The 21,353-nt window shown below is 73.0% G+C and carries 21 protein-coding genes; 12 read left to right on the top strand and 9 right to left on the bottom strand.

Annotated elements, in window-relative coordinates; all coding sequences use genetic code 11:
- Nucleotides 1-2: 2 nt before the first annotated feature.
- Entirely contained in the window at nucleotides 3-893 is an 891-nt protein-coding gene (locus AB0H64_RS28995; protein WP_357630722.1) for a serine hydrolase, read from the bottom strand.
- A gap of 116 nt (nucleotides 894-1,009) precedes the next feature.
- On the opposite strand from AB0H64_RS28995, the gene AB0H64_RS29000 reads away from it, so the two are divergent.
- Complete coding sequence (locus AB0H64_RS29000) at nucleotides 1,010-1,201, top strand: DUF1508 domain-containing protein (protein ID WP_310717062.1); 192 nt, start codon at nucleotides 1,010-1,012, stop codon at nucleotides 1,199-1,201.
- Between the two features lie 101 nt (nucleotides 1,202-1,302).
- Here the strand turns inward: AB0H64_RS29000 and AB0H64_RS29005 are convergent, their stop codons facing one another.
- Nucleotides 1,303-1,821 (bottom strand): VTT domain-containing protein, encoded by a 519-nt coding sequence (locus AB0H64_RS29005; protein ID WP_357630725.1) that lies wholly within the window; start codon nucleotides 1,819-1,821, stop codon nucleotides 1,303-1,305.
- Between the two features lie 228 nt (nucleotides 1,822-2,049).
- On the opposite strand from AB0H64_RS29005, the gene AB0H64_RS29010 reads away from it, so the two are divergent.
- Complete coding sequence (locus AB0H64_RS29010; protein ID WP_357630728.1) at nucleotides 2,050-2,283, top strand: hypothetical protein; 234 nt, start codon at nucleotides 2,050-2,052, stop codon at nucleotides 2,281-2,283.
- Nucleotides 2,284-2,291: 8 nt separating this feature from the next.
- Here AB0H64_RS29010 and AB0H64_RS29015 read toward each other — a convergent pair whose 3' ends face one another.
- Genes AB0H64_RS29015 through AB0H64_RS29025 form a run of 3 tightly spaced genes read right to left on the bottom strand, consistent with a single transcriptional unit; the run spans nucleotide 2,292 to nucleotide 7,635 of the window.
- A complete protein-coding gene (locus tag AB0H64_RS29015) occupies nucleotides 2,292-5,654 on the bottom strand; it encodes a BTAD domain-containing putative transcriptional regulator (RefSeq protein WP_357630730.1) in 3,363 nt (1,120 codons plus the stop codon).
- Between the two features lie 51 nt (nucleotides 5,655-5,705).
- On the bottom strand, nucleotides 5,706-6,767 hold the full coding sequence (locus tag AB0H64_RS29020) for a lysylphosphatidylglycerol synthase domain-containing protein (protein WP_357630733.1): 1,062 nt from the start codon (nucleotides 6,765-6,767) through the stop codon (nucleotides 5,706-5,708).
- A gap of 49 nt (nucleotides 6,768-6,816) precedes the next feature.
- Nucleotides 6,817-7,635, bottom strand: a complete 819-nt coding sequence (locus tag AB0H64_RS29025; protein WP_357630736.1) for a PIG-L family deacetylase — start codon at nucleotides 7,633-7,635, stop codon at nucleotides 6,817-6,819.
- A 38-nt stretch (nucleotides 7,636-7,673) separates the two neighbouring features.
- Here AB0H64_RS29025 and AB0H64_RS29030 point away from each other — a divergent pair, with 38 nt between their 5' ends.
- Nucleotides 7,674-8,822: a glycosyltransferase family 4 protein gene (locus AB0H64_RS29030; protein WP_357630739.1), complete on the top strand. Its 1,149-nt coding sequence runs from the start codon at nucleotides 7,674-7,676 to the stop codon at nucleotides 8,820-8,822.
- Here AB0H64_RS29030 and AB0H64_RS29035 read toward each other — a convergent pair.
- Both AB0H64_RS29035 and AB0H64_RS29040 read right to left on the bottom strand, forming a co-directional pair.
- Nucleotides 8,798-10,276: a DUF2079 domain-containing protein gene (locus AB0H64_RS29035; protein WP_357630742.1), complete on the bottom strand. Its 1,479-nt coding sequence runs from the start codon at nucleotides 10,274-10,276 to the stop codon at nucleotides 8,798-8,800. The genes AB0H64_RS29030 and AB0H64_RS29035 overlap by 25 nt on opposite strands.
- A 116-nt stretch (nucleotides 10,277-10,392) precedes the next feature.
- Nucleotides 10,393-10,923 carry a hypothetical protein gene (locus AB0H64_RS29040; RefSeq protein ID WP_357630745.1) on the bottom strand — a complete coding sequence of 177 codons (531 nt, stop codon included), beginning with the start codon at nucleotides 10,921-10,923 and terminating at the stop codon, nucleotides 10,393-10,395.
- Between the two features lie 257 nt (nucleotides 10,924-11,180).
- Between AB0H64_RS29040 and AB0H64_RS29045 the strand changes: the two genes are divergently transcribed.
- Together AB0H64_RS29045 and AB0H64_RS29050 are read left to right on the top strand one after the other, a co-directional pair.
- Nucleotides 11,181-12,107, top strand: a complete 927-nt coding sequence (locus AB0H64_RS29045) for an anti-sigma factor RsbA family regulatory protein (RefSeq protein ID WP_357630747.1) — start codon at nucleotides 11,181-11,183, stop codon at nucleotides 12,105-12,107.
- A 190-nt stretch (nucleotides 12,108-12,297) separates the two neighbouring features.
- Complete coding sequence (locus AB0H64_RS29050; protein WP_357630750.1) at nucleotides 12,298-12,951, top strand: DUF998 domain-containing protein; 654 nt, start codon at nucleotides 12,298-12,300, stop codon at nucleotides 12,949-12,951.
- On the opposite strand, the gene AB0H64_RS29055 is transcribed toward AB0H64_RS29050, so the two are convergent.
- Nucleotides 12,912-13,277, bottom strand: coding sequence for a hypothetical protein (locus AB0H64_RS29055; protein ID WP_357630752.1), 366 nt, complete (start codon nucleotides 13,275-13,277; stop codon nucleotides 12,912-12,914). The two genes, AB0H64_RS29050 and AB0H64_RS29055, sit on opposite strands and share 40 nt — an antisense overlap.
- Nucleotides 13,278-13,368: 91 nt before the next feature.
- On the opposite strand from AB0H64_RS29055, the gene AB0H64_RS29060 reads away from it, so the two are divergent.
- From AB0H64_RS29060 to AB0H64_RS29090, 7 genes are all read left to right on the top strand, one after another.
- A complete protein-coding gene (locus AB0H64_RS29060; protein ID WP_357630755.1) occupies nucleotides 13,369-13,827 on the top strand; it encodes a universal stress protein in 459 nt (152 codons plus the stop codon).
- Nucleotides 13,828-13,911: 84 nt separating this feature from the next.
- A complete protein-coding gene (locus AB0H64_RS29065) occupies nucleotides 13,912-15,144 on the top strand; it encodes an APC family permease (RefSeq protein WP_357630757.1) in 1,233 nt (410 codons plus the stop codon).
- Between the two features lie 186 nt (nucleotides 15,145-15,330).
- Nucleotides 15,331-16,803 carry a methionine--tRNA ligase gene (gene metG / locus AB0H64_RS29070; RefSeq protein WP_357630760.1) on the top strand — a complete coding sequence of 491 codons (1,473 nt, stop codon included), beginning with the start codon at nucleotides 15,331-15,333 and terminating at the stop codon, nucleotides 16,801-16,803.
- Between the two features lie 77 nt (nucleotides 16,804-16,880).
- Nucleotides 16,881-17,855: a phosphotriesterase-related protein gene (locus tag AB0H64_RS29075; RefSeq protein ID WP_357630763.1), complete on the top strand. Its 975-nt coding sequence runs from the start codon at nucleotides 16,881-16,883 to the stop codon at nucleotides 17,853-17,855.
- Between the two features lie 41 nt (nucleotides 17,856-17,896).
- Entirely contained in the window at nucleotides 17,897-18,283 is a 387-nt protein-coding gene (locus tag AB0H64_RS29080) for an STAS domain-containing protein (protein ID WP_310717030.1), read from the top strand.
- Between the two features lie 10 nt (nucleotides 18,284-18,293).
- Nucleotides 18,294-19,202: a sigma-70 family RNA polymerase sigma factor gene (locus AB0H64_RS29085; RefSeq protein WP_357630767.1), complete on the top strand. Its 909-nt coding sequence runs from the start codon at nucleotides 18,294-18,296 to the stop codon at nucleotides 19,200-19,202.
- Nucleotides 19,203-19,338: 136 nt separating this feature from the next.
- Nucleotides 19,339-19,752, top strand: a complete 414-nt coding sequence (locus AB0H64_RS29090; protein ID WP_357630770.1) for a hypothetical protein — start codon at nucleotides 19,339-19,341, stop codon at nucleotides 19,750-19,752.
- Between the two features lie 333 nt (nucleotides 19,753-20,085).
- Here the strand turns inward: AB0H64_RS29090 and AB0H64_RS29095 are convergent, their stop codons facing one another.
- Nucleotides 20,086-21,111, bottom strand: a complete 1,026-nt coding sequence (locus AB0H64_RS29095; RefSeq protein WP_357630773.1) for a hypothetical protein — start codon at nucleotides 21,109-21,111, stop codon at nucleotides 20,086-20,088.
- Nucleotides 21,112-21,353 lie beyond the last annotated feature (242 nt).

The following is a 21,353-nucleotide window of genomic DNA, read 5'->3' on the forward strand; positions in this document are numbered from 1 at the left end:
GGTCAGCCGCCGGCGATCTGCTCGCCCGCGTAGTCGAGCAGTTGCTCCGCCGTGGTGAAGCGGCGGGCGTTCTGGTCGCCGAGCAGCACGCCGACCACCTCGCGGCCGCTGCGCTCCCCGGCGAACAGCAGGCAGAATCCCGCGGCGTCCGTGTAGCCGGTCTTGACGCCGAGCACGCCGTCGGCCCGCTGGAGCAGCTTGTTGGTGTTGCGCCAGATGTGTGCCCGGTGCACGGCGGACTTGGCCACCCGGTGCACCTCGCTGCCCACGACCGTCCGGAACGTGGGGTCGTCGAGCGCCGTCTCCGCGAGCTTCACCTGGTCCACGGCCGTGGAATAGCCGCCCTTCGACGGGGTGGGCAGGCCGTCGGGGTTGGTGTAGCGGGTGTTCTGGAGGCCGAGCTTCTTGGCCTCGGCGTTCATCTTGGCGACGAACGCGGTCGTGCCCGGACCGTACCTGCGCGCCAGCGCGTTGGCCGCGTCCGCCCCCGACGGCAGCATCAGCCCGTACAGCAGGTCGCGGACCGTCAGCCGCTCGCCCTTCTTCAGCGCGGCCGTGGTGGCGCCGTTGCTCGTGGCGTGGCGCACGTCGGTCGCGGTGATCGCGATCGTGTCGGTCAGCTGCGCCTCGCGCAGCACCACGTACGCCGTCATGACCTTGACCAGGCTGGCCACCGGGACCCGGCTGGTCTGACGCTTACCGAAGTGCACCGTTCCGGCTGAATCGACCACGTACGCCGTCTTCGCCCCGACCTTCGGCACGGACACGGCCACGGTCCGGACCATGGCCGCGGGCTGGACCGCGGACGTCGGCAGGGCGCCCGCGGGCGCGGGAGAAATGGCCCCCAGGGCGAGAACGAGAGCGGCAGAGCCGATGAAACCCCCAATACGCATGGCGACATGGTCCCAGGTGATCAATGCTCCGTTTGCCGAACCAGGTCTCAAAGACGCGACAACAAGGACCAGTGACGGGTAAACCGCCGTTACGGACGATGGCGAACGGGGGCGTCATGGCGGGCAGGTATGTCATCAGCAGGGACGAGACGGGCGGATTCCGCTTCGCGCTGGTCGCGGGGAACGGGCAGACGGTCGCGGTCGGGGAGGGGTTCGCGACGAAGGCCGCCTGCGTGAACGGGATCGAGTCGGTCCGCCGGATCGCCCCGGACGCCACGGTCGAGGATCGCACCCACGCCCCCGCCTGACGCAGAGCCCCGGCGACGAGCGGCTCATGACATGTGCGGCTCAGGGGGAGCGCGGTTCAGGACACGAGCGCCCAGACGCGGGCGCCCAGGACGCGGGCGGTTCAGGACACGAGGGCCTTGGCGGCGCGCTTCCTGCGACGCCGGAGCGTGAAGGCGACGACGCCCGCCACCGCCAGCACGGCCACCACCACGGCCGTCACCGGCGACGCGGCGGCCAGCCGCAGCCATCCCCACACCAGCGCTGTCAGCCCGAACCACCACATCGGCGCCCATGTCAGGCATCCCAGTGCGCTCGCCACCACGTACCACGGATACGACACGCGCAGCGCCCCGGCCACCCACGGCAGCGTGTGCCGCAGCATCGGCACCCAGAAGCAGCCGAACACGGCAAGCGCGCCCCACCGCTCGACGATCCGCTCGACCTTCGCGATGCGCTCGCGGCCCACCCGCACGCCGATCCGCGAGTCGTACAGCCGCTCGCCGAGCCTGCGTCCGACCCAGTAGTAGACCTGGAACGCCCCGAAGAGAGCCGCGATCAGGATGGCCCCCACCAGCCAGTACGGCAGGCCGAGCCAGAACGGCTCAGTGGGGGAGGGGACGGCCAGCGCCGGACGCGACATAGCGGAACATCACCACCCCAGATCGTACAAAGGTCAGGCTAACCTTAGTTCACGCTCCGCCTTGCCCGCCACAGGCGGTCCCGGCCGCCACCCTCCCGACCCTGCCACATCGGCCTGCCCGTCGCGCGCCCACGGCCACTCCGGCCGTGCAAAAGGTGCAAGCCATCGGCAACCACTCCTCAATCGCTCTCGCGTACACCTGTAGGTGTGCGACGAGGAGTCACGATCATGAGGAAGACGAGTGCCGCGGTCCTGCTCAGCGGGGCGGCGCACACGGCCAAGCTGTTCGTGGCGACCCTCGCCTTCACCGCCGCGTACGTGGGCTTCGCGGCCCACGACACCCCGAGCACCGCCGCCCGGGGCGAGCAGACCGTGACCCTGTCGGCCCGCGCGATACCGATCACCGGGCCGATCGACGAGCGGGCGAGTGGCGGGATCACGCCGGCGCCGCCGGCCCGTTGACGGGCCGGTCAGACGCCCGAGCCGTCGACCGACCGGCGGGCCGCCTCGACCCAGCGCCGCACGCCGACCCGCTCCGCGACCTCCAGCGCCTTGACGTAGTGGCCGCGCGCCGCCTCCGGCTGCCCCAGCCGCAGCGCCAGGTCGCCGAGCGTCAGCGCGACCGGCCACAGCGCCACCACCCCGGTGCCCGCCCCGGCGATCCGGTCGGCGAACGGCACGAGCTTGTCGTAGCAGTCGACCATCCGCTCCCGGTCGTCGAGCAGCATCCCGGCCAGCGCCCGCCACGTCATCGCCAGCTCGTACAGGAAGTCGGGCCGGACCGGCGGCCGGACGGCGGCCACCGCCTTGGCGTCGGCCTGGTGCCCGGCGGAGGCGAGCGCCAGCGCGTACGCGTCGAGCGTCCACTTGGCGCCCCGCTGGTGCGCCTCGGACAGCAGCTCGACGGTCTCGGCCGCGCGGCCGTCGACCAGGTGCAGGCAGAACGTGGTGATCAGCGGCAGGTCCTGGCGGCCCTCCAGCATGCCGGCGCGCGCCGTCATCCGGGCCGCCTCGCGGTAGGTCCGCTCGGCCCCCGCGTAGTCGCCGGCGATCATCATCCGCTGCCCGGAGTACCAGGCGCACACCGCGGCGGGCGCCGACAGGTCGTACTGCCGGGCCAGCCGGTCGGCGGCGGCGGCGTGCTCGTCGGCCACGGCGAACTCGCCGCGCGCCGCCGCGCACTCCAGCAGGACCAGGTGGGCGAGCGCCTGCGTGGCCATCTGGCCGGAGCGCTGGGCCACCTCCAGCAGCTCCCTGCCGATGCTCTCGCGGGTGTCGACCGCCGGGATGTCGTACGACTGACGCAGCCGCCCGCTCAGCGCGGCGGCCAGCAGCACCGGGTCTCCGCTCTGGCGGGCCAGCTCCAGCGCCTCCAGCGACGCCTGCCGCCCGCGCTCGGGCGAGGAGGAGCCCTCCAGCTCCAGCGCGAGGGTCGTGAGCAGGCTGGCGCGCAGGGTCTGCTCACCCTCGGGCAGCTCCATGAGCGCCTTCTCGGTGACGTCCACGATCTCCCACGCGGTGCGCGTGAAGTCGCGCGCCATGCCCTTGTGGGGGACGGCCAGCGAGGCCGCCACCCGGGCGGTGATCTCCAGGTCGCCCAGCGGCAGCGCGGCGTCCATGGCCTCGCGGCGCAGCAGCCGGGCCGCGGTCATGTCGCCGCACAGCGCCAGCGCCTTGATCCGGTGCAGCATGAGCAGCAGCCGGTCGCGCGTGTCACCGCCGGTGCGGTTGAACGCGGCGATGGCCTGCTCCCACAGCGCCGCCGCCTCCCGGTGGGCGAAGCGGCGCTCGGCCTGCTCGGCGGCCAGCCCGGCGTAGTGCACGGCCTTCTCCGAGGCGTCGGCCAGGAAGTAGTGGTGGGCGAGCGCGGCCACGTCGGACGGCGCCCGCCGCTCGATGACGGCCGCGACCGCCGCGTGCAGCCGGGTGCGACGCAGCCGCGACGCGTCGGAGTAGATCGTGTCGCGTACGAGGTCGTGGTCGAACCGCAGCAGCCCGGGGCCCGGCTCGGTGACCAGCCCGGCGAGCAACGCCGCCTCGACGGCCTCCACGACGGCATCCTCATCGCCCGCCACGTCGACAAGCACGTCCACATCGACGTCCCGGCCGATCACCGCGGCCTGGAGCAGGATCTGCTGAGCCCCGGCGGGCAGGCGCGAGATGCGCCGCCGCAGCACGTCGCGCACGCCGGACGGCACGCGCGACAGCACCTCGGCCGCGCTGGCCCGGTCGGCGGCGGCCTCGGAGTCGAGCAGCCGGACGGTCTCGCGCACGAAGAAGGGGTTGCCGGCGGTGCGCTCCACGATCGACTCGACCGCGTCCTCGTCGATCTCGCGTACGCACGTCGCCCTGACCAGCTCGGCCACGGCCTTCGGGTCGAGCCCCGAGAGCTGCACGCGCAGCGGGCCCAGCCGGGCCAGCGAGGCCAGCACGTCGGACTGCCCGTCGTCGAGCTCGCTCTCCCGGCACGTCACGACCAGCATCACCCGGCTGGTGGCCAGCAGGCTGGGCAGCGCGCGCAGCAGGGCGAGCGTCTGGTCGTCGGCCCAGTGCAGGTCCTCCACCGTCAGCAGCATCGGCGCGCGCCGCGCCACCCCGGCCAGGTAGCCGCCGACCGCCCGGTGCAGGCGGAAGCCGCCGGACACCTCGTCGTCGTCGGGATCGGGCGCGGCGTCGTCGAGCAGCGGGGCGAGGAGCTGGGAGTACTCGCCCGCGCCGGTGCGGCCGACCAGCGAGCGCAGGATCTCCACCCACGCCCAGCCGGGCGGCGTCGCGCTGGAGTCGGGGCAGGCGCCCGAGGCCGTCATCCAGCCGTCGCCGGCGAGCCGGCTCTCCAGCTGGCGCAGCAGCGTCGTCTTGCCCGCCCCCGCGACGCCGGTGACGATGGCCACCTGGAACCGGCCCGTACGGCCGGCGGCGGCGGTCAGCCGGGCCAGCTCGGCGTCGCGGCCGACGAACGGCTCGGGCTCCAACGGCGGAGGCTCGACCGCGGCGGCGGGCCGGGGCGGCCAGGTGTCGCCGACCGGCACGGGCCGCGGCGGCCGGGCCACCGTGGCGAGCTCCAGCTCGGGGGACTGGGCGAGGATGTCGGACTCCAGCTTGCGCAGCGCCGGCCCCGGGTCGATGCCCAGCTCGTCGGCCAGGATGCCGCGGGCCCGGCGCAGCGCCGCGAGCGCGTCGCCCTGCCGGCCGCAGCGGTAGAGACCGAGGGCGAGCAGCCGCCAGCCCTCCTCGCGCAGCGGGTGCTCGGTGGTGAGCGCCTCCAGGTCGGGCACGGTCTCGGCGTGCAGGCCGAGGCGCAGGCCGGTGTCGGCGTGCCGCTCACGGGCCACCAGGCGCAGCTCGGTCAGCCGGTGGACCTCGGCCTCGGCCCACGGCTGGTCGGCGAAGTCGGAGTAGGGGGTGCCGCGCCACAGCCCGAGGGCCTTGTGCAGCCGGCCGCGCGCCGACTGCGGGTCGGCCTCCTCCAGGTGCTCGCCGGCGGCGCGGACGAGCTGCTCGAACGTGAGCGCGTCCACCTGGTCGGGCGCCACCCGCAGCGCGTAGCCGGAGGCGACGGTCACCAGCAGCCGGTTGGGTCCGCCACGGGGACGGCCCGGCTCCAGCACACGGCGCAGCCGCGAGATGTAAACCTGGAGCCCCGACTGGGCCCCCTTGGCCGTGTCGTCATCCCAGAGGTCGTACAGCAACGTGTCGACGGGGACGACCTGACCTCTGGCCACGAGAAGCCGGGCGAGGACGGCCCGCTGCCGCAACCCGCCGAGGTCGAGTTCGTCGTCTTCGTACGCCTCGACTGGCCCCAGAACCCGGAACGCCACCATGTCAGCCGCCACGCTATGCAAGCTTCCGAATCACGCACAAGGTCTTTGTTTCGTTTCGGATGGTCACGGGGAGGCCTTCGAGATCGTGGACGGGGGCTCCGTGGCGGTGCCTCGGCCGTCACGCCTGCGCAGCAGCGCCCACGCGCCCAGGGCGAGACCGCCGAACGGGATCTCGATAGTGTAAGTCCAGAAGCCGAACAGCAGTGCGGTCGCGGTGGCCGGAGCCGCCTCCACCCCGAAGGCACTGGTGAGCAGGAGCACCACGCCACCCTCCATGATGCCCGCCCCGCTGGGGGTGATCAGGGCGCTGGTGAGCACGCGCGACAGGGCGAAGACGGCGATCGACTGGGCCAGGCCGGGGTAGGCGCCGGTGGCCAGCATGCACACGGCCATGATCGCCCACTGGAACCCGAGGAAGAACACCATGCCCACCGACAGGCCGAGCCAGCGGGTGCGCACGATGTCCGCGGTGTCGGCGCGCAGCCGATGCAGCGCCTCGGAGGCGTGGAAGCGCAGCCGCAGCAGGCGGACCAGCGCGTCCAGGCCGCGCCCCAGCAGGTCGGCGGCGCGGTCCCAGTAGAGGGCCGCCGCCACGACCGCGCACAGCACCAGGATCGACACCGCGCCCACCCAGCCGGCCCGCGCCACGGTGTGGTTGGGCACCTCGCCCGCCATGAGCAGCGCGATGATGCCGACCGCCGGCAGGATGAACCTGAACAAGGTGTTCCAGATGCCGCTGACCAGCGTCATCACCACGATCGGGCGGTTGGCGAACCCCCAGCCGCGGGTCATCGCGAAGGTCAGCGCCACCCCGGCGGCGCCGCCGAACGGCAGCAGATTGCTCACCGCGCTCCCGGCCGCGTTGAGCGTGAGCGCCCGCGTGTGGCCGAGGCCGGGCAGCGAGCCGGTCAGCACGAACGTGTACGCGAGCAGGCTCAGCAGCCACAACGCGGTCATCAGCGCGATCATGCCGGGACCGAGCGTGGCGAACACCGCGCCGATCGCGTGCCAGGACACCGGCTTGCCGGTCAGCGCGCGGACGATCTGTGGGAGGTACACGACGAGCACCACGGCCAGCGCCAGCGAGAGCGCGGACAGGGTGATCTGGAGCCACTTGTTCTTCATCGCACCCCAGTCTGCCGGTAGGGGACGCGACGCGGATCATCCGCAGGTGTCAACTCGGCCACGGGTCCAGAGGGTGACGCAGGCGGGCGCCGGGCGGGACGTCGCGGCGGACGAACCACTCCGTGCCGAACACGAGGCGGTAGAGCGGGCCGGGGACCTTCAGCAGCACGGCCAGGGTGCGGTCGCCGTCGCCGCCGCTCGCCTGGGAGGCGTGCGCGGCCATGGCCGCCCGCTTCTGTCTCGTGTACTTCCGGACGTTGACCCGGTGGGTGATGGCCTCGCCGGGTGAGTACGCGCTCTCGAACGTGCGCACGTCGAACTCCGGCGGGAACCGGTAGACCTTGCCCGCCAGGCGCAGCAGCCTGACCAGCGGGTCGCGGTTGACCGTCGCCTCCAGCACGATCCGCGTGCCCGCGATCTCCGCGGCGCGCCGCCCCACCCGGTGGACCTGGACGTGGTCGGGATGGCCGTAGCCGCCCGCCGGATCGTAGATCGACAGCAGCTCGGCCTCCTCCTCCCGGAGGATGGCGGCGAGCTTGCCGGCGGCCTCCTCGGAGTCGGCGTCGATGAAGGCGTTGTCGGGCCGCTCGTCGGCCACGCCGCCCTTGGGGCTGAGGCCCGAGTCGCCGTAGCCCAGGCACTCCACGCGGGCGCACCCGAGCAGCGCCGCCGACTCGTACAGCTCCTCCATCCGGGTGCGGCCCAGCTCGTCGCCCGGCTCCATCTCGGCCAGGCCGCGCTCGCCGGCGGTCGCCACCACGAGCACGACGCGGTGCCCCTCGGCCGCGAGCATCGCCATCGTGCCCGCCGTCAGCAGGGCCTCGTCGTCGGGATGGGCGTGGAAGAACACAGCGGTACGTGGAGGCACAGGCCCAGATTAGTCTGGGAGGGGTGCGGATCTTTCACGTGAGTGACTGTTACCTGCCGCGGCTCGGGGGGATCGAGGTTCAGGTCGCCGATCTGGTGCGGATGCAGCGGCGGGCCGGCCACGAGGTCGAGGTGGCCACCGCCACCAGGGGCGAGGAGCTGCCCGGCGTCCACCGGATCGTCGCCCCGATGCCCTTCGACCTGCCCGTGCACCCGGCGGGGGTGAGGCATCTCACGCGGCGCATGACGTCCTCACGGCCGGACGTGGTGCACGTCCACACGGGGGCGGTCTCGCCGTTCGCCTGGATGGGCGTGCGCGCGGCCGTGCGCGCCGGGCTGCCGTGCGTGGTCACCGTGCACAGCATGTGGGACCCGCTCACGCGGGCCGCGTACCGCCTGCTGCGTCTGGCGTACGGCTGGCAGCGCTGGGGCCTGGTGGCCACGACGGTGAGCAACGCCGCGGCGGCGCCGATCCGCGCGGTCGCGGGCGGTCGCGTGCCCGTGCACGTCGTCTCCAACGGCCTCGACCTGTCGGCGTGGCGGCCCGGCACGGCCGGAGGCCGGCCCGTCGAGCGGGACGCGGACCTCGGCGAGGCGGGCGCGGACTTCGAGAAACCCGGTGAGGTGCACATCGTCGCGGTGGGCCGGCTGGCGCCACGCAAGCAGCCGGTGCGGCTGCTGCGGCTGCTCGACCGCGTGCGCGCCCTGGTCCCGGCGGCCGTCCCGCTGCGCGCCACCGTGATCGGCGACGGGCCGGCGCGCGGCTCCATGGAGCGTTACCTCGCCCGGCACGGCATGACCGGCTGGGTGTCGCTGCCCGGCCGGCACACGCGCGAGCAGATCGCCAAGGTGCTGGAGTCGGCCGACGTGTTCGTGGCGCCGGCGCCACGCGAGTCGTTCGGCATCGCCGCGCTGGAGGCCCGCGCCGCCGGTCTGCCGGTGGTGGCGCGGGCGCAGAGCGGGGTGGCCGACTTCGTCCGGCACGGCACGGAGGGCCTGCTCGGCCGCGACCTCGGCGAGATGGCGGCGGCGGTGGCCCGCCTGTGCGCCGACGCGGGCCTGCGCGACCGGATCACCGCGCACAACCGCGTCACCCCGCCGACGGCGGGCACCTGGCCGGCCGTCCTGGAGGGGTTCGACCGCGCGTACGCGGAGGCCGGCGCTCAGGGACGGTTCAGCACCACGTAGCCGTCGCGCTCGAACACCCTCCGGTAGCCCTCGGCCTCCAGCCGCCCCACCTGCGCCGCCTGCTCCTCGGCCGAGCCGAACGGGAACTCCCAGCGGGCCGTGTCCGCCACCACCCACGGGGCGCCGTGCGGCTGCCCGGTCCACAGCAGGACGGTGGTGCGGGAGCTGAGCGCAGGCCCGACCGAGTTGGTGGCCTCCACGACGACGCCGGCCGGTACCTTCGACACCGCCTCCCGGGCCGCGGCCACCTTGACCTGGTCGCCCCGGTAGAAGTCGGGATGGTAGAGCTGGTCCAGCGCGAAGCGGGGCACCAGCGTCACGGCGATCACGCAGGCGCCGAACGCCCAGGCCAGCCGCAGCGGCCGGTCGTCGGGCCGCCGGAGCCGGCGCAGCAGCCTGGCCAGCCCGTCCACGCCCGCGCAGAGCAGGATGACCACGGTGAACGCGTTGTACTGGAAGTCCGCCTGCCACCACAGGGCCCGGTCCGCAAGCATGCGTTCGAGCACGTGCGGCAGCGCGACCAGCGACAGGGGCGACAGCAGGCACAGCAGGAGCGTCGGCCAGGCCATCAGGAAGAGCGTGTCCACCTTGGCCTCGTCGCTGAACGGCAGCAGGATCGCGGCGACGGGGTCCCGCAGCAGCATCAGCAGGGCGCCCGGCACGTCCGGGCCGAGGTGGCCGTACGCCCAGAAGTCGTCGGCGCTGCCGCCCAGCATGGGGATGAGCGCCCCGCGCGTGATGAGCACGCCGCCGACGCCGATCGCCGCGCAGCACACCCCGCGGAAGCGGTCGCCGGTGACGAACAGGTAGAGGGCGAACCCGATCACCATCAGGCCCATGTCCTCCTTGACCAGGAGGAGCCCGCCCATCGCCGCGAACGCCGGCAGCGACCGGCCCGCGTGGTAGCGCTCGATCATGATCGAGGTGAGCAGCGGGACGAACATCACCTCGTGCACGTCGAACGCGATCGCCTGCGCCACGGGCCAGGACAGCGCGTACGCGACGGCGACGAGGTAGGCCGGGCCGGTGCCGAGCACCCGGCGGGTGAACAGCCAGACGAACGGGATCGCCGCGGCGAACAGCAGCGCCTGCGCGACGACGAGCGACTCCGGCCCGTCGTGGACCCAGTAGAACGGTGCGAGCAGCGCGTACGCGGGGGAGAAGTGGTCGGCCAGTTGCAGGTAGTCGAGCCCCCGGCCGTGGATGGCGCCGACCGCCGGCGCGTACGGGGGCCGGAAGTTCGAGTAGTTGCGCACCGTCTGATCGAAGATGACGAGGTCGAAGACGGAGGCGCGGAAGGTGGCCAGCTTGACCAGGCCGACGGCCGCGTAGGCGGTGGCGGACAGTAGGGCGATCAGGCCCACGCCGAGCCGGTGATCGCTCAGCCACAGCTTCCAGAGGGAGGGGGTGGCGGGGGTCGTCTCGGTCTCGCCCGCCGGCGTGTCGCCCGTCACGGGCAGCAAGAGTAGACGGATTTTTCGGGACATGCGCGGGACCAGCCCGCCGCAAGAACGGCCGGCCGCCGCGATCGCACTGCCCCCCGCAGGCGTCGCGACGGCCGGAGGCGGGATCAGCCGCAGGCGCTCTGGATCTTCGTCTGCGCCGACGAGATCTTCGACATGCTCGCCGTCACACCGGACGGATTGTCCATCTTGATGCCGTCGAAGACGGCCGCCATGTCGTTGATCGCGCCGGCGAGGTCGCCGTCGTAGTTGCCGGCGAGCGTCTTGAGCTTGCCGGCGGCCTCCTGGCTGGCCTTCTCGAATGCCTTGGGGTCGGTGCCGGCGCTCGCCAGGGAGCCCTGGAGCTCAGTGGTGATCTTGGTGATCTCCTGGCCGACTTGGTTGCAGTCGACCGCGTTGCCGATCGCGCCACAGGCGGTGGTGAGGCCGGCGAGGGTGAGCGTCGCGATCACGACGGCGATGCGACGACGAGGGGTGTTCATTTCAGGCCCTTCTTTGCTTTTGCGGATGAAGGGAAAGTATGGGGCCTTCCTTGACCACCACTTGCACACCACTGTCAACGCCGGCATCCCGCCGTCCCCGTGCATGGCGTCGTCGCGTCCGGCGCCGACGTGTCGCGCTCGGCGGAGTTGTTCCACCAGGTCAAACGAGCAGGGCTTCGAGGCGTGCGAGCGCGCCGGTGGGTGAACGAGCGCCCGCGCGGGTGACGCGCGGGCTTGTCACGGACATGACGGCGGCCTCAGAACGGCAGCCTCCGGCCGGACGGAGTGCGCAGGTCGAGGGGCGCCGGCTGCTGTGCCGGCCGGGGGCGTTGCACGATCTGGACTCTCTTCACAACCGAGGGATACCCATCGGATTGCCTTGAACTCCTCATGAGCGGGTACCGTGACAGGTGATGCTGGCAGAACCATTCGTGCACCCGGCGCTCTACTACCGAGGCGACCGGGAGTACGTCGCTGCTACCACGGCCTTCATCCGCGCCGGTCTGGCCGCGGACGAGCCGGTGGCCGTCTCGGTGCCGGCCGCCAATCTCAAGCTCATCGAGGGTGGCCTCGGCTCCGACGCGGCTCACGTGCTGCTCCTCGACATGGAGCAGGAAGGCCGCAACCCCGGCCGCATCATCCCCTCGGTCCTGCGGGCCTTCGCCGACCGCCACACCGACAGGCACGTGCGCATCATCGGCGAGCCGATCTGGGCCGGCCGCAGCGCCACCGAGTACCCCGCCTGCGCGCAGCACGAGGCACTGATCAATCACGCCTTCAGCGGGCGGAACGTCACGATCCTGTGCCCCTATGACGCCGAGCGGCTCGACCCCCTGGTCCTGCGCGAGGCGGAGCTGACCCACCCGGTGCTCCAGGACAGCGAGGGTGAGCGGGCCAGCGCCGCCTACGACCCCGACCACGTCGTGCGCGAGCACAACCGGCCCTTGGACGAGCCCGCCGACTTCGCCGCCCTCCGCTTCGACCGCGGCAACTTCGCCGCGGCCCGCACCCTCGCCGCGGGCCGCGCGGCCGAGCTGGGCTTCGACGGCACCCGCCTGGACGACATCCGCCTGGTCGTCGCCGAGCTCGGCGCCAACAGCCTCGACCACGGCGGCGGCGCGGGCGACATCCGCGTCTGGGCCGAGGACGACCGGCTGGTGTGCGAGGTCAGCGACACCGGGCACATCACCGACCCGCTGGCAGGCCGCCGGCCGGTCGATCCGCGCGTCGCGGGCTCGCGTGGGCTGCTCATCGTCAACCTGCTGAGCGATCTCGTACGGGTCCACACACGGGCCGGCGGCACCACGATCCGCGCCTACTTCCAGATCCCCGCCCGCTGACCCGCGGTAGGGCGCCCGGGTGGGGCCCGCCCTACCGACCCTGAGGCGGCCCTCCCCATCGGGGTGACGTCCGCCCAGGTCACCGGCCTCCTCCCAGGGACGCCCCGACCAAGGTATTAGGGGGACGTTCAGGGCCGGTTCGGGCCGATCTCCGATATTCCGCAAGGCCGTGTTCCACGAGCTTTGAAGCATGAAGGCATTGCTTGTGAGCGGACTCTCCACCATCGCCACCGGGTCGGGCGCCATGCTGGCCCTGCACGCGCGAACCGGGCTCGACCCGATGCACACCGTGATCAGCTCGTACGCCTTCGCCCCGGGAGGCTGGCTGCTGCCCACGTCGCTGACGCTGTTCGCCGTGGGCGCCGCGCTCACCGCCGAAGGGCTGCGCCGGGCCGGGGCGAACGGCGGCGTCGTCGTGCTGGTGGTGGCGTGGGCGGTCAGCATGTTCCTCATCGGGGCGTTCCCGACGGACCGGCCGGGCGTGCCGCTGTCGCTGTCGGGCGGCATCCACCGCTACGCCGCCTTCGCCGCGTTCCTCGCCATGCCGGCGGCCGGGATGCTGTGGGCCAGGACCCGCGCCCGGTACGCGGTGGCGGTGCGGGTGCTGAGCGCGATCGCGCTCGGCGCGCTCCTGCTCGTCGTGATCCCCTACGTGGTGCGGATGTGCGGCATCCCGCTGGCCGACGACGAGGTCCCGGCCGGGCTGACCCAGCGCGTGGTGGTCGTCTCCGAGGTGGGAGTGCTCGCCCTGGCCGGTCTGTCGATGCTGCGGTCCCTTCCCCGGAAGCCGGCCCAGCAGGCGGTTCAGCGGTCCCAGGGCGGGGTGTCGCCCATCTTGGCGTAGTAATTGGCGAGGTGCGCCTTGACCCGGGGCACCTCCTCCTCGGGCAGGCGGACCCCGCCCCTGGCGCCGTCCACGACCCCGGCCGCGGAGATGACGGCCCGCGGCACCACCTTCAGCTCACCCCCGACGACGTCGGCGATCGGCAGCTTGTAGGCGCCGAACTCGTCGGCGTCGTCGCCGTCGTACCAGACGTGCGCCTGCCGGTACTTGTCGGTCGGCGCGTCCTCCGCGCCCGCCCACTTCCGCACCCGCTTCTCGGCCGCGGCGGCGTCCCACGCGCGGTCGCGGTCGGCCAGCGGCAGATCCTGGAACCTCGTCACCGTCATGACAAGCAGCTACCCGCCCGGCAGGCGTGAAACGGCCGCCCAGCGGTAGGAGCACGGTCCGACCGAACGGATCTGATGAGGAGATGTCGAGATGAGCGTGCTGATCGCCTATGACGGGTCCGAGGACGCCAAGGCCGCGATCGCTTTCGCCGGGACGTTGCTGAAGGGACAGCCGGCCGTGGTGCTGACCGTGTGGGAGCGGGCGGCGATGACGTCGGCGCGCGCGTCGGCGGGTCTCGTGGTCGCGGTGGGAGACACGAGCGCGGAGGACGACGCGATCGAGCAGTCCATGACGGACTTGGCGGCCGAGGGGGCCAGGCTCGCGCGGGAGGCGGGACTGGAGGCCACGCACCGGGTGGCGACCGACGCGCTGTCCGTGTGGTCGGCGATCGTGGACGTGGCCGAGGACATCGGCGCCACGCTCATCGTGACGGGCACGCGGGGCATGGGCGGGATCCGGTCGCTGCTGCTGGGCAGCACGTCGGACCGCGTGCTGCACCACGCCACCAGGCCCGTCCTGGTGGTCCCGTCCCCGCACACGGACTCCTGACCCGCCGCCGCCGGTCCGGTTCTGTGCCGATGCGAGAATGTCGGCGGCGTGGGGCAGAGCGGCTCCCGTGGAGGGAGGGGCGACGTGGCGGAGGGACTGGCGCGGCGGCTCGGCACCGGGGACGCGGTCGTCGTCGGGCTGAGCGCCATGATCGGCGCGGGCGTGTTCGCCGCGTTCGCCCCGGCGGCGGCCGCCGCCGGGCCGTGGCTGCTCGCCGCGCTGGCCCTGGCGGCCGTCGTCGCCTACTGCAACGCCACGTCGTCGGCCCGCCTGGCCGCCCTCCACCCCGAGTCGGGCGGCACCTACGTCTACGGTCGGCGCCGGCTCGGCCCGCTGTGGGGCTACCTGGCCGGCTGGGGTTTCACGGTCGGCAAGACGGCCTCCTGCGCCGCGATGGCGCTGACCTTCGGCGCCTACGTGGCGCCGGGCCTGGCCAGGCCGCTCGCCGTCGCCGCCGTGGTGGCGGTCACCGTGCTCAACCTGTACGGCGTGCAACGATCCGCCGTGGCGGCGCGGGTGATGGTGGCGTTCGTGCTGGCCGTCCTCGCGGCGGTCATCGCCACCGGCCTGCTCGCCGCCCCACCTGCCCCGGGCGGGCAGAACCCCACGGCTCCCGGCATGTGGGGGGTGCTCCAGGGGGCCGGGCTGCTGTTCTTCGCGTTCGCCGGGTACGCCCGGATCGCCACCCTGGGCGAGGAGGTACGCGACCCGGGCCGGACCATCCCCCGCGCGATCGGGATCGCCCTCGGCATCACGCTCGCCGTCTACACCCTGGTTGCCCTGGCAGCCCTCCACGTCCTGGGCCACGCGCGGCTGGCGGCCTCCGGCGCCCCGCTGGCCGAGGTGGTGACGGCGGCGGGCTTCGGCGGGCTGCGGCCCGTGGTGACGGCCGGCGCGGCGGTGGCGGCGCTCGGCGCGCTGCTCGCCCTCGTGCTCGGCGTCTCCCGCACGGTGCTCGCCATGGCGCGCGAGCGCGACCTGCCGCACGTCCTGTCCGCGGTCGACCCGGTACGGCGGGTGCCCCGGCGCGCCGAGCTCGCCGTGGGCGTCGCGGTGGTCCTGCTGGTGATGGTGGCGGACCTGCGCGGGGCGATCGGGTTCTCCTCGTTCGGGGTGCTGGTGTACTACGCGATCGCCAACGCCGCCGCCCTGACCCTGTCGCGGGAGGAGGGCGCCCCGCCCAGGATCGTCCCCGTGGCGGGGCTCGTCCTGTGCCTGCTGCTCGCCGCCACCCTGCCGCCGGCCTCCGTGGCGGCGGGCCTGGCGGTCTTCGTCGTGGGGGTCGGCGTCCGGGCGCTCGTCCACCGCCGCACGTGACCCGGGAGCCGTACGACGTACGTAGGCCGGAAAAAGGGCGAGCCGGGGCGGTGGGCGGCGCGTTAGGATCGGCGGCATGACGCTGCGCACGGTGATGACCGCCCCCTAGGGGGTTCATCGTCCACGTCCTGTCGAGGCCCCGCTGACCGGGGCCTTCGTCATGTCCGGCCCCATGGGAGGTTCCGGATGTACGTCACGACCACGATTCCCTACGTCAACGCCCGCCCGCACCTGGGGTTCGCCCTGGAGATCGTGCAGGCGGACGTGCTCGCCCGCCACCGTCGCGGCCGGGGCGAGCCCGTACGGTTCCAGACCGGCACCGACGACAACTCGCTCAAGAACGTCCTGGCCGCCGAGGCCGAGGGGGTGCCGGTGCGGGAGCTGGTGGACCGCAACGCGGCGGCCTTCGAGGCGCTGCGCGAGCCGCTGGAGCTGTCGTTCGACGCCTTCGTCAGGACGAGCCGCCATCCCGGGCACCGGGCGGGCGTCGAGCGCCTCTGGAAGGCCGTGTCCCACGACCTCTACCGGCGCTCGTACGAGGGCCTCTACTGCGTGGGCTGCGAGCAGTTCTACCCGGAAGAGCCCTGCCCGGAGGGGCACGAGGCGCCGTTGCAGCGGGTGGCGGAGGAGAACTGGTTCTTCCGCCTGTCCCGGTACGGGGAGCGGCTGATCGACCTCGTCGAGAGCGGGCGGCTTCGGGTCGAGCCGGCCGCGCGGCGCAACGAGGTGCTGGCGTTCCTGCGGAGCGGCCTGGAGGATCTCAGCGTCTCGCGCTCCGCCGCCCGCGCCCGCGGCTGGGGCATCCCCGTGCCGGACGACCCCGGTCAGGTGGTGTACGTGTGGTGGGACGCCCTGGCCAACTACGTCACCGCGCTGGAGGACGACTACGACCGCTGGTGGGTGCGGGAACCCCGCAGGGTCCACCTGGTGGGCAAGGGCGTGATCCGGTTCCACGCGGTGTACTGGCCGGCGATGCTGCTGTCGGCGGGGCTGCCGCTGCCGAGCGACATCGTCGTGCACGACTACCTGACGGCCGGCGGGCGCAAGATCAGCAAGTCGTCCGGCGTCACCGTGGACCCGGTGGCGCTCGTGCGGGCCTACGGCGTCGACGCCGTGCGGTGGTGGCTGCTGCGGGAGGTGCCGCGCGTGGGTGACGCCGACTTCACCGAGGAACGACTGGTCGCCCGCGCGGACGAGGACCTGGCCAACGGCGTCGGCAACCTGGTGAACCGGGTCGTCACGATGGTCCATCGCTTCCAGGACGGCCACGTGACCGATCGGGGAGATCGGGCGGGTCAGGCCGGGGAGGCGGAGCGGGCGCTCGCGGAGGCCGGGGAGCGGACGGGCGCGCTGGTGGACGAGGCGCTGGAGGACTTCGACTTCCGGCGGGCCGCCGCGGCGGTGCAGGGGATCGTGGCGGCGGCGAACGCGTACGTCGAGCGGGTCAGGCCGTGGCGGCAGGAGCCGGCCGGCCGGGAGGCGTCGCTGGCCGCGCTGGTGGCCGCCTGCCGGACGCTGGCCGTACGACTGGAGCCCTTCCTGCCCTCGGCGGCGGCGCGCGTGGCGGCGGCCGTGGGCGGCGAGCGGCTGCCCGCGCCCCGCCCGCTGTTCCCCCGCCTCGCCGGCTCGGGCGTTGACCGGCCCGCGGGACGCGCCTAGGTTGGCGCCTGCATGGCCTGGACGGTGTGGGCGGCGCTCGGGTGAGCGCGTACCGTCCGGCCGGCATGGAGGTGACCATGCCCGTCCCCACCGTGCGGGGTCCCGTCGAGGTCGCCGATCTCGGGCAGACGCTGATGCACGAGCACGTGTTCGTCGTCTCGCCCGAGCACCTGGAGAACTACGGCCGGGGCGCCTGGTGGGACGAGGAGTTCCGCGTGGCCGACGCGATCCGCAAGCTCAACGCGCTGGCCGCGAAGGGCGTGCGGACCATCGTCGACCCGACCGTGTGGGGGCTCGGCCGCTACATCCCGCGCATCCAGCGCGTCGCCGCCGGGGTGCCGGACCTGCACATCATCGTGGCCACCGGCCTCTACTGCTTCGAGGAGCTGCCGCACCAGTACGAGCACCGCGGCCCCGGCCTGCTCCTGGACGGACCGGACCCGATGGTGGACGACTTCGTGCGCGACCTGACCGAGGGCATCGCCGACACCGGGGTGCGGGCGGCGTTCCTCAAGTGCGTGGTCGAGGAGAAGGGGCTGACACCGGGCGTCGAGCGGATCTGCCGGGCCGTCGCCCGGGCGCACCTGCGCACGGGCGCGCCGATCACCGTGCACACGAACGCCGGGGCGCGCACCGGGACGATCGCGCTCGGCCTGTTCGCCGAGGAGGGCGTGGACCTGACGAAGGTGGTCGTGGGCCACGCCGGCGACTCCAACGACCTCGACCACCTCATGGGCCTGGCCGACACGGGAGCCACGCTCGGCATGGACCGGTTCGGCCTGGACCTGTACAACTCGACCGAGCGGCGCGTGGCCACGATCGCGGAGCTGTGCCGTCGCGGGTACGCCGACCGGATGGTGCTCAGCCACGACACGGCGTGCTTCATGGACTACTTCGGCGCGGCCTGGGACGACGATCTTGCCATCATCGCCCCGAACTGGCGATACGATCACATTCACGATCAAGTCTTGGCAATGTTGCTGGAATCGGGCGTGGCGCAGCGGCATATTGACCAAATGCTGGTGTATAACCCGAGAAGCTACTTTGCGTAAAGTAGTGGGATCGGTAACGCAACGCGGGTAGGTGGAGCTGGGTGACTTCGGAGCAAGCCTTGTCGATCAGCTTGGGGCTCCAGGGCCCATGCGTCATCGCGAGGCTCACAGGAGACTTCGATTTCGCCTCAGCCGCCGAAGTGCGCGATCGCGTGACCAAGGCGCTCGATCTCACGCAGCCGCCGATGCTGGTCATCGACATGCAGGGCGTCGAGGTGTGCGACTCCTCCGGCCTGTCGGTGCTCGTCTACGTTCACAAGGCCGTCACCGCGTCCGGCGGCCGGCTGCTGCTGGCCGGGCTGAACGGCAGGTGCAAGCACCTGTTCGCGATCACCGCGCTGGACAAGTTCTTCGACATCCGCAGCACGGCGGAGCTGGCCATCGCCGAACTCAGCGAACCGGGGAATTCACCGCCGTTCACGGGGTAGTCGCGATGGCATGCCGGCCCACGAGCCCGACCTTTTGGGTGTCTACCTGGAGCAGATCGGCGGCATCCCGCTGCTGACCGCCGCCGACGAGGTCGAGCTCGCGCGGCGCGTCGAGGCCGGCCTGTACGCCGGCCACCTGATCACCCTGGGAGGCGGGCACGAGACGGTGAGCCTCGCCGAGCTGTGCGAGATCCGGGACGAGGGGCTGCGCGCCAAGGACGTGCTCATCAGGTCCAACCTGCGGCTCGTGGTGGCGGCCGCCCGGCGTTACGCCCAGCGCGGGCTGCCCCTCCTCGACGTCATCCAGGAGGGCAACCTCGGGCTGATGCGGGCCGTGGAGAAGTTCGACTACAGGCGCGGCTACAAGTTCTCGACGTACGGGATGTGGTGGATCCGGCAGGCGATCGAGCGCGGCATCCACGACAAGGGTCGCACCGTCCGGCTGCCCACGCACGTCGGCGAGGAGCTGTCGCGCCTGACCAGGCTGGACCGGCGGCTCGCCGTCGAGCTGGGCCGCGAGCCGCGCGACGCCGAGCTGGCCGAGGCCGCCGGGCGCACGGCGGCCGAGGTCACCACGCTGCGCCACCTGGCCCGGGACACCGTCAGCCTCGACCTGCCGGTCGGCGAGAACGGCGAGAGCAGCCTCGGCGACATGATCGTCGACGAGAACGGCCAGCAGGTGCAGGAGCTCACCGAGCAACGGGCGCTCAGCGCGGAGCTGCGCGCGCTCGTCACCGCGCTTCCGCCGCGTGAGGCGTTCGTCATCCGGCAGCGGTACGGCCTGGCGGGCAGCGAGGCCGCCACGTACGGGACGATCGCGGACCACCTGGGGCTGACCCGCGAGCGTGTCCGCCAGCTGGAGCGGCAGGCACTGAAGCGGCTCAGGCGGGGGAGTCCGGTGACGGCGTGGGCGTCGTGAGTCGGCTCAGCCGGGGAGTCCGGTGACGGCGTGGGCGTCGTGAGGCGTTGACCCGGTGGAGATCGTGACGGTTAATCGAAGTGCCTGAGGTCGCTTCTGACGGGGGAAGCGAGGGCTCGTCGCCTCTGGGGGCACCATGCGCAACCGTCTCTCGGCCACGCTCTTATCCGCCACGCTGCTGTCCACCGCGCTCTTGTCCGCCACACCGGTCCCGGCCGCGGCCGCGGACACGGGTGCCGGCGCGCACCTGATCCGCTACAAGATCGTCTTCGGCAGGTGCAAGGACACGTGCCGCATCAAGGTCAAGATCACCAACATCTCGCGCAAGACCCTGTACGACGTCTCGCTCAACGCCCGGCTCAAGGTCAACAAGACCAAGGTCGGCTCGTGCTTCGACTACGTGGGCACCATCCGCGCCAAGCGCGAGCGCTGGGCGGGCTGCACCGTGCGCTCCGCCAAGCTGACGTCGATGTGGAACCGGTGGCTCGACGGCGAGATCCGCTGGGACACCCGCGCCGGCACGGTCGTCCACTACGAGTACTACCGCTGAGGCCGACCGGCCGCATCGCCGGCCTGGTCCGCGGACCAGGCGGGAAAGCCAGGGGTCCGAGCCCGGCTCGGCCCCTGGCCGTCAGGAGGTGACGAGCAGGGCCAGGCCGATCAGCACCACGATCGGCACCACCCAGACCACGGCCTCGGCAGCGAACTCCTTGTACATCGCGCGGATCTCCCTCATCACGCCCCGGGGGGGCGGCGTACACGTCACTGCGCAGCATAGCCGCCCACGCCCGCCACTCCGTCCAGCACCGCTCCCACGCCTGCCCCAGGGGAGGGGACGGGGATCAGGCCGACGAACGCGCGGGACCGGACTACAGGGCGGGGGTCAGCCCTCGTCCCCATCACGCAGACGGCTCAGGGCCAGGCGCTTGCCCAGTCCCGCCAGGGACTCGTCGGCCATCAGCGCCGCCAGACGAGGGGCGTCGGCGTCCACCTGGCGCAGGACCTCCGGATCCGCGCCGGCGAAGCGGCTCCAGGCGCGCACCACGTCCGGCATGGCGGCGATCGCGTCAGGCGACAGGATCGCCTCCCGGGGCAGCCACGACGCGAGGAACTGCGACACTCTCCCCGGACTCCACCACAGGGGACGATCCCCGATGAACTCCACCAGCTTCGCGAACGCCTCCTCGGCTCCCGGCACGGGCGGCAGGTCGTGGAAGCGGGAGAGCGTGTCGTCGGGAGCCGGCCGTACCGGATCGGGGACAGAGCGGGCGCGGGCCAGCGCGAACGGCCGCATGCCCGGGAACGTGTCGGCGACCGCCGCCCCCATGACGCGGTCCGTGAGCTCCACCGCGTCCAGGACCCGCCCGGCCACGGCGCGGGGCTCGGCCGGTTGGAGGCTCAGGTCGTCGAGGAACTTGGGCTCCTCCACCAGCGCGTCCACCGCCAGGCCGCCGTTGACCTGGTCGACGGCGACGACGAGCAGGTGCGGCTCCTTGCCGGGGCGGTAGCGGAAGGACAGGGCGGCGAGCGTCTGCAGGCCGTGGCGATCCGCCTTGCCGTACCAGGCTCCGTCGCACTCGACCTGCCCCATTCGCGCCACCCAGCCGGGCAACGCGTCCCTGGCCTCGGCGCCGTGCGCGGCGTACAGATCGGCGAGGGGCGTCTCGCCGGGCGCGGCGTCCGCCTGCGGGTCCACGGTGTCGGGGGTCGCGACGGCGGCGAGGGCGGCCAGCGCGAGGCGGGCCTCCGGAGTGCCGGCCTCCACCAGCTCCCGCACGAGCTCGCGCGCGTCAGCGGGGTCCAGCCCGCCCATGAGCCGTGACGCCCACAGCTCGGTACGCAGGGGAGAACGCCACCTGAGCAGATCACGCGCCTGGGTGACCGCCGTCGTAAACGCTGGAGTGCTCACCCTCCGACCGTAGTCCACGGATCTCCATGGCCGACGCGGGGCAGGCCCACTGCCAGGCCGAGCGCCGCCCGAGGTCCGCCAGCGCCGCGCGACGGTCTCGGCCGCCCGCTCGTACGGACGTACGGCCGGGGATGGTCGGACCCATCCCGGGGCTGGGGCCGGAAGGGGGTCGGACCCGCGCGGCCGTACGTCAGCGGTGGTCGCCCGTCGGGACGTACGGCCGGGGGCGGTCCGACCCACCC

It is taken from the genome of Nonomuraea sp. NPDC050733, from assembly GCF_040654215.1.
Taxonomy (GTDB): domain Bacteria; phylum Actinomycetota; class Actinomycetes; order Streptosporangiales; family Streptosporangiaceae; genus Nonomuraea.